Genomic DNA, 12,598 nt, shown 5'->3' with positions numbered 1-12,598 from the left:
TTCAGTACTCCTCTTCCTGCAGTAATTGCTCGATTAAATCGAGTGAGAATCCTTTGCGGAATAAAAATTGTTTGACCTTCATGACGCTTTCATATGAGCCGTCATAGCGGTATTTTCTAAACGCTTTTTCCGCGTGAAGGCGCAGCGCTTCTTTCTCTGTGTCTTCATCATTTTCATATTCAATCTGATCCATCGCCGCGCTGATAACATCAAATGAGAAGCCCTTGCGCTGAAGCTGCAGCTGGGCGCGCTGTTTGAGTTCTTTCGTCGAAAGCTTTTTATCTTTTTTGAGAAGCTTTTCAACATGCTTGACCGCTTCTCTTGTCTGATCTTCAAAGGAAAAGGAACTTAGCGCCTCCTTAATTGTATCGTCATCAATTCCCTTCGCTCTTAGCTCTCTGAACAAAACATCAGGGCCTTTTCCGTTTGTTTTTTTGTGAGTGCTGACATAGGCTGCGGCAAATTCCTGGTCGTTTAAGTACTTGTAATCGTTAAGCCTATGGATGACTTCCGCAATGACGGGGGGCGAGGTTTCTTTTTTCTTTAAGTGGTCCTCGACCTCTTTCGTCGACCGCATTCGATAGGATAAAAAGTCAAGCGCACGGTTGAAGCCTTTCTTCACTTCATCGCCGTATTGAATCTCAATGATGTCAAGATCATCGAGTTCTTTTCCCTTCTTGAGCTCAAATTTCACGAGCACATCCGCGTCCACGCTGAAGGCGTATTTATCATCCAGAAAAATATTGAAGCGTTCCGTATTCTTTTTTTGCGTTGATATTTTTGTAATAAACGGCATCTTAATCTCCCTTCTCAGGCCTGAAACGCGTTTTCTTTTATTAAAATGAGGTAAAGTATATTTATTAGAACGATGAGGAGAGATGTTCATGAATATCGCAATGACGGGCGGAACCGGTTTTCTCGTCCAGCATCTGACAGGCGTTCTTACCCGCCAGGGACACCATGTTTATATTTTATCAAGAAACGCACGGGAAACTGAACAAAAAAATATGACATATGTCCAATGGCTGACGGAAGGAGCCGCCCCGGAGCAGGAACTTCCTCATATTGATGTCTGGATAAACCTTGCGGGAAAATCGATTTTTGGCCGCTGGACAAATAAAACAAAGCAGCACATTCTCTCCAGCCGTATCAATGCGACGCGTGAAGTGCAGCGGCTTATTCAGAAACAGAAGGAGAAGCCGAACACATTGATCCAAGCCAGTGCCGTGGGTATTTACGGCACTAGTCTTGAGAAAACCTTCACAGAGGATTCTGCAACGTCAGATGAGGATTTTCTCAGCCATACTGCACACCTGTGGGAAAAGGAAGGACAGCATATTGAGGCGATGGGCATCAGGACGGTTTATGCGAGATTTGGCGTGATGCTTGGAGAAAAAGGCGCTCTCCCGCTCATGATTCTCCCCTATAAGTTTCTGGCCGGCGGAACGATCGGAACGGGAAGGCAGTGGCTGTCATGGATTCATGTCGAGGATGCGGCCCAGATGATCCGATATGCGGTGGAAAACGCCGGCATCTCAGGCCCAATGAATGTCACCGCGCCCAATCCTGTGGACATGAAGCAATTCGGAAAAACGATTGCACGGGTGAAGCACCGCCCGCACTGGCTCCCCGTCCCGGAATTCTTTTTATCAAAAGCATTGGGTGAAATGAGTCTTTTGATTGTGAAAGGACAGCGCGCTCTTCCGAAAAAAGCGATAACCTCTGGATTTCGTTTTACATATTCGGATCTTGAATTTGCACTCTCACAGCTGATAGCGGACCGAAAGACTGTATAAAAACAGCAGGAAGCGTCAACCTTAAGAATAACATGGTTGAAGGAGGTCCTTTTTATGGAAAAAAAGAGGGAGAAGCACCAGCAAGGCGCCAACCTGAAAAAAATGCAGGAAGTTCTTTATTCAGGCGAATTTAAAAAAGCGGAAAAAGCTGCTAAGCGGAAGTAGGAATACATAGCCCCTTAAAACCAAATACTATATTTGTTTGATATCACTTTTTAGGGGGAATTTGATATGGGCAGAAATCATATCCACAAAAACCGTGATAAAAACAAACAAAAGCTTCCACAAGTTCCCGATGCCTTAAAAAGGGAAACTGACGGCGTTTACGAAGAATATTCAACCGAGCTTGCTGATGCAGATGACCGCGAAGCGCAAGAGCGTGCGAAAGCAGCCGACAACAGAGCGAAAAAGAAATCTCGTTAATGAAAAACCCCTTGTCTCCGTTTGAGACAAGGGGCTTTTTACATTTCAGTGAACCGTTCGCGGATCGGTGTGCGTTTTTTCACTTCCGGCGCCTCGTCAGGATAACCTGTTTGTATGATGGCGGCGAAACGCTCATTATCCTGTAAACCAAAGGCCTGATGGACTTCTTTGTCATAAAGGATTTTTCCGCTTTTCCAAACCATGCCGATTCCTTTTTCCCAAGCGAGAAGCTGAAGATTTTGAATCAACGAGCTTGTTGCCGCAAAATCGTCGTCCCGCGCTCTTTCGTTTTCATCTTCCTGAAACACGACGAGGAGAAATCCCGGAACGCGCCCAAGTGTGTTTTTGAAATTTTGAAGCTTTTCCTCTGTCATATCCGGCTTGGATTTCTTAGAGAACGCTGCAAATGTATTAATGAGGTTCGCTTTACCTGTCTCACTGGAAACGTAAATAAATCTCCATGGCTCTGTCACTCTGTGATTTGGCGCATATTTTGCCGTTTCAAGCATGTCAAGAATGACTGCTGAAGGTACTGGCTCTTGTTTAAACTTTCGAATCGATCTTCTGCTGCGTATGATGTCCCGCAGTACTGAATGCTGATGTATTTGTTCGGTTTGAGGCATACCGTCTCACCTTCCTATGCAATTGAAAATGATTATCATTTCATAATGATAACGGAAAGTGCATCTTTTTGTAAACCATCATCCGTATTAGATTTTAAGAATACGGGTTTCTGAGTAAACGGCTGTTCCTGTCATGTTCACTTTCACATGGCCGCCGGCTTCGTTCATTTCGATCTCCACTTTTCCGTCTTTTCCAATTTCCTGCCCTTGTTCAATGATAAATTTATGCTGCTCGGCATTGCCATAATGTTTCATATAAGCCCCCATCACGCCGGATGCTGTGCCGGTCACGGGGTCTTCAATCGTTCCCGAATACGGGGATGAAAAGTGGCGCCCGTGCAGGTCGCTGTCGGGATGGACGGTTTCAAAGGTAAACGGATGGACTGAAGCTTTTGGCAGATCAACTAACACTTCCGGAAATTGTTTGTTATCTGGCACCATTTTTTTGGAAGCCTCCAATGATTTAAGCGGAACGATGGCTGTCCATATCCCAGTGCTGCCAAACACAATCGGAAGGTCTTCATGAAAATCTTCATCGGTGATACCCAGTGCGTCCGCAAGTTTTTTCCGATCGCCTGTAAATGGTTTGAATTGCGGAGAGGCCTGTTCAAGCGTGATATGAATGCGGCCATCTTTTTCAGAAATCTTCACAGGCAGGATACCCGCTTTCGTTTGGATGCTGTACGTTTTACCGCTCTCCAGCATTCCTTTCTCACATAATGCGTAAAGAGAAGCAACTGTCGCATGACCGCACAAATTCATTTCGTGTCCAGGGGTAAAGTAACGGAGTTCAAGATCGGCCGACTCGCTTTTTCGGATAAAGGAGGTTTCTGAATACCCGGCACGCTCAGCTATGATCTGCATCTCGTCTTCCGTATAATCGTCTCCCTGCAAAACGACGCCTGCGGGGTTTCCTTTGCCGGGACTGCTTGTAAATGCTTCATATTTTAATACCTCTGCTTCTTTCATTCATCTGCCGCCCTTTCTTTATCAATGTCTCTGTCAGTATAGCAAAAATAATTACGAATCTTCAGTCATTATCAAAAAAACCCATTTTCTTTTTTAAGAAAATGGGTGTAACGATTAAGAATTTCTTGTTTTATAGAGCAAATAAATAAAATAAGGTGCGCCGATAGCCGCTGTAAAGACGCCGGCCGGCACTTCCACCGGAGCAAATAAGGTTCTGCCGACGATATCAGCTGTTAAAACGAGCAGAGCTCCAATAAGTGCCGACGCTGGGAGCAGCGCGCCATAAGATGAGCCGACAAGCCGTCTTGCAATATGGGGCGCCATCAGCCCGACAAAACCGATTGTGCCGGCAACTGAAACTGCACAACCAGTAAGAGCCGTACTCAAAAGTAGCAAGAAAAAACGATTTCGCTGCACAGCGCTTCCTGCACCCGCCGCAATATCTTCACCCAGCACCTGTATATTCATATTTTTTAGCGCGACAAAACAAATGAATAAGAGAATGACAGATAAGATAATAGCTATTTTTACATGCTGCCAGTTTGACCCATAAACTGACCCAGTGATATACACATTGGCTTGTGATGCTCGGTAAATCGGGCCTTTGATCATCAACAGGGTAGTCATCGCCTGCGCCGACATTGAAAATCCGATTCCGATAAGGACCAGCCGAAATGTGGAGGCGCCATTTTTGTATGCCAGTAAATAGACGATGAGCCCGACAGCCGATGCGCCGATAAATGCGGCTGCTGGAAGCCATGACAGACTGATCGTAAGTGAACTGCTGCGGTCTGAGAAGAACATCATTAAAAGCACGACCGCTACCGCCGCTCCTCCTGTTATTCCGATAATATCCGGAGATGCGAGAGGGTTTCTGACGAGCCCCTGCAATATCGCGCCTGCCGCTGCCAAGCAGACACCGGCGCATAAAGCCGTCAAAATTCTTGGCATGCGGAACGACATGATCATCAGTTCATCCAGCTTGGAACCTGCACCAAAGAATGTTTTTGCTACATCCCAGGGAGGAATAAACCTTTGTCCGAGACCAGCGCTTATGATGAGTACAGCAGCTGTTAACCCCAGTAAAATTAAAAAGACGATCCATGCTTTCTTTTCAGCCGCAGTAACGCCAAAACGAAGTTTCATAGCTTCGCCCCCCTTCTTGCGATGTACACAAACACAGGCATTCCGATGATGGCGGTCATGACCCCGACAGGAACTTCCTGAGGCATAATGATATATCGCGCACCGATATCCGCGCAAACAAGCAAAATGGCACCCAAAACAGCGGAAAATGGCAGAACCCAGCGATAATCATTACCAACGACAAAGCGGGCAAAATGCGGAATAATGATGCCGATAAAAGAAATCGGCCCGGCAATGGCGACAGCGGACCCTGCAAGCATGACAACACAAAGCGCCATCACAAATTTCAGCAGGCTTGTTTTTTGGCCGAGTCCTTTTGCCACATCTTCTCCCATAACGAGGAGATTAATTTTTTGGCCGAGAAAGAAGCAGATTACCAGCGCTGCCGCTGCATATGGAAACATCGTCATCAACAGATCCAGACTCCGGCCCTGCACAGAGCCAGTCAGCCAAAAAAGCACCTGGGCAAGCTCGAGTTCGTTGACAGACAGCAAGCCCTGTGTCAGAGAAGAAAACATGGCTGCCATGGCAGCTCCCGCCAGCGTCAGTTTGATTGGCGTCAGCCCTTCCCTCCCAAGCGAGCCTGCTGCATAGACGATCGCGGCGGTAAATGCTGCCCCCAGAAACGAGCTCCATACTAATGCCTGAGGTGACTGAATATGCAGAAAAAACGATCCGGCAACAATAAAAAAACCGGCACCGGCGTTAATCCCGAAAATCCCCGGTGACGCAAGCGGATTTTTTGTGAGCGCCTGCATGAGAGCGCCTGCGGCTGCAAGCGAGGCGCCGACGACTGTCGCAACCAAAGCGCGCGGAAGCCTGACATCCTTGATGATGACATGCTCATTTGTTCCGTTGAAGGAAGTAAACGCCTGATAGACCTGTCTCCATGACGTACCTGTATAGCCATACACGACGCTTGCGCAGACAGCCGCCAGTAAAATGAAAATCAGACATACTAACACAATCCATTTTGAAGATGCCTTTTTGCAGATCATGATCTAATTCTCCTAGTTATTTACTATGTAATGTTTGTTTTTGAGAATAATCCTCAATTAGGGATTGACACTCTTAACACTGCTTATTATGATCTAAATGATAATGAATTTCAATATTGGGAGGAAAAAGATGAAAAAGCATATCAGCATGCTATTCGTATTTTTAATGGCCGTTATGGTACTTTCTGCCTGTAATAGTTCAGAAAGTTCAAGCAACAGCGAGGGGTCAAGCAGCAAAACAAGAACGGTCAAACATGCAATGGGGACATCAGACAACATCCCCGCCAATCCAAAACGGATTGTTGTTTTAACTAATGAAGGAACAGAGGCGCTCTTAGCGCTTGGCATTAAGCCGGTCGGAGCCGTAAAGTCATGGAAGGGCGACCCGTGGTATGACTATCTGAAAGATGACATGAAAGGTGTTCAAAACGTCGGTCTTGAAACGGAACCGAATGTGGAAGCCATCGCAGAATTAAAGCCTGATTTGATTATTGGAAACAAAGTGCGCCAGGAAAAAATTTATGATCAGTTAAATGCGATTGCGCCGACTGTTTTTGCTGAATCTTTGGCCGGGAACTGGAAGGATAACCTGACTCTATACGCCAACGCGGTGAATAAGGCGGACAAAGGCAAGGAAGTCATTGCCGATTTTGATAAACGCGTTTCTGATTTAAAAAACAAGCTGGGCGACCAGACAAACAAAACCGTTTCTGTCGTACGCTTTTTATCCGGTGAGTCAAGAATCTATTATACCGATTCATTTCCTGGGATTATTTTAGACCAGCTTGGCTTCAAACGCCCTGAAAAACAAGTGGAGCTGTTTAAGAAACAAAAGGACCAATTTACGTTCTCAACCGACAGTAAAGAATCTATTCCTGATATGGATGCTGATGTGCTGTTTTATTTCACTTATAAAGCCGATAATGCAAAAGAAAATGAAAAATGGGCCAATCAGTGGACAAGCAGTTCACTATGGAAAAACCTAAAGGCCGTGAAGTCAGGTAATGCACATGAAGTCGATGACGTCGTGTGGACAACCGCAGGCGGAATTAAAGCAGCAAACTATCTGCTTGATGATATTGAAACCTACTTCTTAAAAACGAAATAAAAAAAAGACTCCGTCTTATTAGACGGAGTCTTTTTTGCTTTTGCCAATCAGACGTGTAACGAGGAACATGGTGACAGAAAGAGATCTGTTTTTCCGATACGCTAAGTATTTCCCTCGCCACTCCGGTTTGTATTTTTCTTTAAAGGCTCTTAGGCCGCTGAAGCTGTACATGTATCTGACATTATTAAAAATGACAGCGGCAAACCTTTCGGACCAGAAGGATGTAAAGGCAGTGCCAACATTGGCCAAGGGTGCCATTCCCATATTAAAAGACGTGCAGCCCTCTTCCTTTGCCCATAAAAACATGCGGATGAACAATGCGTCCATAATGCCATTTGGAGCGTCGCCGCGATAGCGCATCAGATCAACCGATATCTCTCCTTCCTGGTACATCGGCATGACATTTGCGAATGCAACGATCTCTCCTTCTGCATTTTTCATATAGGCGATCGGCGCTTTCTGTAAATAGGAAGGATCAAAAAATCCGAGCGAGAATCCCTTCTCTTTTTTCGAGCCGAGCCATTCGTCTGAGATTTGCTTCAGCTCCTCCAAAAACGCATCAGAAAATGGGGGATGATCCACATGGAAAGTATACTCCTCCCGCTCAAAGCGGTTATTGATTGCCCGAAGGCCGGCTTTTTTCTTCCCAGTCAAGGTAAATGTATTTAAATCTACATATGCTTCCTCGCCCAATTTAAAGAAGTTGTAGCCAAAATCGTGATACAGCGCCATGTCCTCTCGTTCAATTTGATAGAACAAAACACTGAATCCCTTCTGATGCGCTTCGTTTAGAAATTCTTCCAGCACGAGCGGGAATGATTCTCTTTGGCCAGATGGATCGCCGAGCACGACCAGCCTTCTGGCGATTTTCCCAAACAGAAGCAGTGCATTTCCATCGCTAGAAAAATAAAACCGCTTATCTCCAAGAAAACCAAGATGGCTCAGCGCGTTGCCGCCTTTTTCATTGAGAAACGCAGCAAGACGCTCAGGGTCAGCTTTCTCTCCGATCGGTTTCGTTCTCTTATGATAGACCACTGTAAATATAAAGAAGAACAGCGGCACAATGATGATCGCCATGATGGTTGCATGTGTAATATGCGAGGTGCTGTGGACGAAATATTCGTGACGCAGCACCTTCTTCATCCGGTCCCAAATAAAGCCCGCGATCAGATTGTAGTTAAAGAGCGCCACAGTAAACAGCGCCACAGCGAATATCAATTGTCCCAGTGTATAGGATGCCTGTTCGCGGACAAATTGTTTTTTCAATAGCACAAGCAATACGATAATCATCGGCAGTACGAATATCGCGCTGATGTTAAGCCCTTTTAAAAAGCTGAACACAAAGCCGCCGACAAGCGCTGTAATGGCCATCGTGTAGGAACGTTTTGTCCGTTTATAAAGCTCGATCGGCAAAATGAGCAGAATGAGCGCTGAGCTTAAGGACAGGCCGTTGAACAGCAAAAGCGCCGGGCGCGGAATGTGCGGTATAACCGTCAGCCTGTCAATCGGCAAGGAAACTGAGGCCAAGACAATCAGACCTGCTACGAACACAATAAGGGAAAGCGAGCCTTGCAAAATTCTCACTAATACCGCACGCTGAACAACAAGCAGAACGTTTGTCGTCTCAATTGCCGGTGCGATGCGCGGGTTCGTTTCGAGCCGCTTCATTGTATTTTCCGTCAGGTCGCCGGCGGCAAAGAACAGTCCCAAGATAAATGGGATAAATGAGTAGGCGAGCCTGTACAACACAATAGAAGTAACGATGGCCTCTTGATGATAGCCAAGCTGCTCCATCCCCAGCAAAAATAAAAGGTCAAACGAGCCGAAGCCGCCCGGCACGAGGCTGATCATTCCTCCGATCGCCGCAATGACGAACACCCCGAACACATACCTGATATCTGCATGAATGCCCATAGCGAACAAAGCAAAATAGATGACGGTCCCGGCCATGAGCCATTCAACAACTGAAGCTCCAATATATGCGAAAATCGGATTTTTCACTTTATCCGCATTCTCTTCGTCCCCAGCTTTGCGGTCTTTTATTTTGGACACCGCCAAAGACAGCGGCAATATCAGCGCAAAACCGATAACGACCGCCCATAGCCAAGGCTTTTCATGAATCACTTCATCCACTGGCAGCACTCTCGCAGCGACGAAAATGCTGAAAACAGATAATCCGAGCAGCATAGATGATGTGAGCCAGGCGATTCCTTTCACGAGTGCCTTATGGTCTTTCGTATGCTCCTTATAGAACATCATTCTTAACCCGACTCCGGCTAAACCGCCGAATCCCAACACATTATTAAATGAATTGGCGATCCAGGAAACCCTGAATACTTTTCCGTTTGTGATCGATAGGCGCAGTGAGTATTTCAGGACGTAATCATACAGCGACATGGCCGCAACAGCCAGCAAGCCGATCAACACAAGCATGAATAAGTCCGTTCGTTCCAGTCCGTTGATGACCATGAGCGTACGTTTGAATGACAGATTTGTCAGTTCTTTTTTCGATTGATAAATAACAAATAGCAAAACAGCAATAGGAAAAACGATTTTTAATATTGATAAAGCATTCTTTTTAATCAGCAATGGTCTCTCCAATCATATTCTAGTTCGATCCTCTCCCCCAATAATCTCCAACTCATTATACACTACCGTTATTTTTCGGACAAAGTCCCGCATGCGGTTTCTGCTCACTTTCTTTCAGGAGTGAAAATCGAGTAATATGGTAAGAGGAGTGAATGATGAGGAAGTGATGAAATGGAATATAATTTACACGATACAACAGTATTAAACGAAAACATTCTTTCATCGGAGGAACGGGAAATATGGGTGCTCTATATGAAAGTCTTAACGTCCGCCGGGCTCGGTGATGTGTCCGAGTGGATGAAACTGGATATGAGCATGCCGCAAATGAAGGTGCTGATGCTATTAAACAACCATGGAACATTGAAAGTGAGCGACATTGCTGAAAAAATGGGGGCTTCCCTATCCAATACAACTGGGCTGCTTGACCGGCTTGAAAAATCAGGATTTGTCAAACGCTCACATTCTGAAGAGGACCGCCGCTCTGTAGTTGTTCAGTTGACAGAGAATGCGAAAAAGATTTTCCGGGGTTTGTATGAAAAAGGCCACCTGAAATTGAAGCGTTCATTAGAGCTGCTGTCCCCTGAAGAAAAGCAGGCTGTTTCCGAAGGGCTGTCTATCCTTTCAAGAGCATTAGAGAATGCGAAAAAAGAATAAATCTGTAAGTCTGTCATCCGCAAACTGCGGGAGCAGGCTTTTTTTATTTGACATTTAGTTCATTTAAAATGAATAATATACTTTGAGTGAATAAAAAAGGGGTTGATGAATATGCCTGAAGCATTAACAGAGCAGAAAGGCCAAAAGTGGGCGATCAGCCTGTTTACGATTGGTGTATTTATGGCTGCGCTAGATAACGGAATTATTTCAGCTGCCTTAACAACGATAAACGAGTCGTTTTCCGTTTCTCCTTCCTGGGGATCATGGGGCATTACCCTTTATACGCTCGGTCTTAGCGTCAGTGTGCCAATCGTCGGAAAGCTTTCCGACCGCTACGGCAGAAAAAAACTCTTTCTCATTGAGGTTTACCTGTTCGGACTTGGTTCTTTGCTTGTTGCTTTGAGCCAAAGCTTCCCGCTCTTTCTGATATCGCGGCTGATTCAGGCGCTTGGAGGCGGCGGGATTTTCATCATCGGCAGCTCTCACATTCTCGCGACCCTTCCAAAGGAAAAACAGGGGAAGGCGCTTGGGCTGCTTGGCGCAATGAACGGGATGGCCGCTGTGCTCGGGCCAAATATCGGAAGCTTTCTGCTTGATTGGACCGGGTCTTGGCATTGGCTATTTTTGATTAATTTGCCGATTGCCGTGCTATTGGTTGTTTTCGGCGCATATTTTATCGCGGAAACAAAAGCACCTGAAGCTAAGCGCCTCGACGCGGCCGGAATCTTCCTTCTGTCCCTGTCGATTTTAGCCGTGATGTACGGCATGACGAACCTTGACGGGGCAAATCTCTTACACAGCTTGGGGAATCCGGAGGTTTATGGATGTATTATTTTTGGCATGCTCTGTTTTGCAGCGCTTATCTCGTATGAAAAGAGAGTTGAAATGCGAGGAGGCGATCCCATTTTGGCGTATTCTCTGCTGCGAAACCATATGTTTCAGCGCACGCTTATCATCGGTTTGTTATCCGGGGGGCTCTTGGCGGCAGTCATTTTTATCCCGTCATATGTCGAGCAGTATTTGGGTGTCCCTGCCGCAAAAGCAGGCTATTGGATGACACCGCTTGCGTTGGCTTCCGGAATCGGCGCTTGGCTTGGCGGAGCGCTTACCGACAAAAAAGGTCCTGTAAAAACCGTTATTCTTTCGGGAATCATCTCATGTGCGGGGTTTGCTTTATTTCCGCTCTGGGTCACGGAAAAATGGGAGTTTGTGATCGCAAGTGTGGCAGCTGGGATCGGTTTTGGCTTTCTGTTAGGCGCTCCGCTGAACGTCCTTGTATCAGAAGCGGCAAAAACAAATAAGGGTACAGCTCTTGGCACGCTTTCATTAGTAAGGCAAATTGGACTGACCTTGGCGCCTACTCTTTATGCAGGTTTTATCACAGCCGGGTTTGACCAAATAGGTGATGAGATCAGCAGCCACTTATCGGACAGCGGATATTCAGAAAAGGCGATGCAGATGATTCCGGAGATCGACAGTTCTGATGTTTCTTCTTTACAAGAACAAATCGAACGCATTCCCGTTCCTGAAGTCAAAACCGCGATAAGCGACGCCATTCATGCGAGTGTCGCCAGCGGCTATGATCATTTATATGCAGCGGCTGCTGTGATCTCACTTCTGGTGATTGCTGCTATCAGTATTCCGGCTTTCCGCCGGCAAAAGCGTTAAGACCACCCCATCCGTCTGGAAAGCTCCGTAATATGAGCAATATGGTGATGTGAGTGCCAGACATACAGGCCGAGCGCGTTCTCCAGGGTAATGATCTCCTTTGTATCAGGGTGATAAAATCCGCGCTTAAATTGCTGATCCGTCAGGGTTCGGAGCAGAGCCGTCCATCTTCCGTGAAGCTCCTGCAAAAGCGCGAGTGAGCCGCTCGGATCTGCCGTTTTCGAGTCTTTTAGCTCCGACCATGCTTTTTCATCATACGGACGGATAGCCGGTGTCTCTTCCGTCAAGCTCAATTTAAAACGAATATAGCTGTTCATATGACTGTCAGCCAGATGATGAATAACTTGCCGAACGGTCCATCCACCGTCCCGGTATGGTGTGTCAAGCTGGCTGTCCGTCATGCCCTCTACAGCTTGCTTCAATTTTGCCGGCACTTCTTCAAGTACTTGAATCCATTTATCTTTTTGCTCCTTCGATATGGATTCCCTCGGCTTGTATTCTCCTATTGGGTAGCTTAAGTTGTCTGTTGTCATGCATGTTCCCTCTTCTTTTCACTCTTATCTTTTATTTTACAAGAAAAAGATTGTATATTGTGTCTTTTTCCCATACAATAAAAAACGACAC

At 46.1% G+C, this 12,598-nt stretch carries 13 protein-coding genes; 6 read left to right on the top strand and 7 right to left on the bottom strand.

Translation table 11 applies throughout. The annotated features are described in order from the left end of the window. Window position 1 precedes the first annotated feature (1 nt). Window positions 2-796 (bottom strand): recombination regulator RecX, encoded by a 795-nt coding sequence (gene recX / locus NST79_RS04650; protein WP_212059891.1) that lies wholly within the window; start codon window positions 794-796, stop codon window positions 2-4. An 88-nt stretch (window positions 797-884) separates the two neighbouring features. On the opposite strand from recX, the gene NST79_RS04645 reads away from it, so the two are divergent. From NST79_RS04645 to NST79_RS04635, 3 genes are all read left to right on the top strand, one after another. Further along, window positions 885-1,796: a TIGR01777 family oxidoreductase gene (locus NST79_RS04645; protein WP_212059893.1), complete on the top strand. Its 912-nt coding sequence runs from the start codon at window positions 885-887 to the stop codon at window positions 1,794-1,796. 54 nt (window positions 1,797-1,850) lie between these two features. Continuing rightward, entirely contained in the window at window positions 1,851-1,961 is a 111-nt protein-coding gene (locus NST79_RS04640) for a YfhE family protein (RefSeq protein ID WP_003223230.1), read from the top strand. Between the two features lie 66 nt (window positions 1,962-2,027). After that, entirely contained in the window at window positions 2,028-2,219 is a 192-nt protein-coding gene (locus tag NST79_RS04635; protein WP_003233561.1) for a YfhD family protein, read from the top strand. Between the two features lie 38 nt (window positions 2,220-2,257). Here the strand turns inward: NST79_RS04635 and NST79_RS04630 are convergent, their stop codons facing one another. The 4 genes from NST79_RS04630 to NST79_RS04615 form a co-directional block, all read right to left on the bottom strand. Next, window positions 2,258-2,842, bottom strand: a complete 585-nt coding sequence (locus NST79_RS04630) for a nitroreductase (RefSeq protein ID WP_046160214.1) — start codon at window positions 2,840-2,842, stop codon at window positions 2,258-2,260. Between the two features lie 87 nt (window positions 2,843-2,929). Next, entirely contained in the window at window positions 2,930-3,811 is an 882-nt protein-coding gene (locus tag NST79_RS04625; protein ID WP_003242763.1) for a PhzF family phenazine biosynthesis protein, read from the bottom strand. A gap of 114 nt (window positions 3,812-3,925) precedes the next feature. Then, window positions 3,926-4,957, bottom strand: a complete 1,032-nt coding sequence (locus NST79_RS04620) for an iron ABC transporter permease (protein ID WP_003233568.1) — start codon at window positions 4,955-4,957, stop codon at window positions 3,926-3,928. Next, window positions 4,954-5,955, bottom strand: a complete 1,002-nt coding sequence (locus NST79_RS04615) for an iron ABC transporter permease (protein WP_212059895.1) — start codon at window positions 5,953-5,955, stop codon at window positions 4,954-4,956. Before NST79_RS04615 ends, NST79_RS04620 begins: the two co-directional genes overlap by 4 nt. A 130-nt stretch (window positions 5,956-6,085) precedes the next feature. Here NST79_RS04615 and NST79_RS04610 point away from each other — a divergent pair, with 130 nt between their 5' ends. Further along, the gene (locus NST79_RS04610; RefSeq protein WP_212059897.1) at window positions 6,086-7,063 is read left to right on the top strand and encodes an iron-siderophore ABC transporter substrate-binding protein; all 978 of its coding nucleotides are present in this window, start codon (window positions 6,086-6,088) and stop codon (window positions 7,061-7,063) included. A gap of 18 nt (window positions 7,064-7,081) precedes the next feature. On the opposite strand, the gene mprF is transcribed toward NST79_RS04610, so the two are convergent. Further along, window positions 7,082-9,652 carry a bifunctional lysylphosphatidylglycerol flippase/synthetase MprF gene (mprF, locus tag NST79_RS04605; protein WP_212059899.1) on the bottom strand — a complete coding sequence of 857 codons (2,571 nt, stop codon included), beginning with the start codon at window positions 9,650-9,652 and terminating at the stop codon, window positions 7,082-7,084. 171 nt (window positions 9,653-9,823) lie between these two features. Here mprF and NST79_RS04600 point away from each other — a divergent pair, with 171 nt between their 5' ends. Both NST79_RS04600 and NST79_RS04595 read left to right on the top strand, forming a co-directional pair. Continuing rightward, entirely contained in the window at window positions 9,824-10,306 is a 483-nt protein-coding gene (locus NST79_RS04600) for a MarR family transcriptional regulator (RefSeq protein ID WP_015252522.1), read from the top strand. A gap of 111 nt (window positions 10,307-10,417) precedes the next feature. After that, entirely contained in the window at window positions 10,418-11,974 is a 1,557-nt protein-coding gene (locus NST79_RS04595) for an MFS transporter (RefSeq protein ID WP_212059901.1), read from the top strand. Here the strand turns inward: NST79_RS04595 and bstA are convergent. Further along, window positions 11,971-12,507: a bacillithiol transferase BstA gene (gene bstA, locus NST79_RS04590; protein WP_021481174.1), complete on the bottom strand. Its 537-nt coding sequence runs from the start codon at window positions 12,505-12,507 to the stop codon at window positions 11,971-11,973. The two genes, NST79_RS04595 and bstA, sit on opposite strands and share 4 nt — an antisense overlap. Between the last annotated feature and the right edge of the window lie 91 nt (window positions 12,508-12,598).

The organism is Bacillus sp. PS196, from assembly GCF_037963555.1.
Taxonomy (GTDB): domain Bacteria; phylum Bacillota; class Bacilli; order Bacillales; family Bacillaceae; genus Bacillus; species Bacillus subtilis.
Note: the sequence above shows the minus strand (reverse complement) of the source record. Positions and strands in the feature narration are given on the sequence as shown.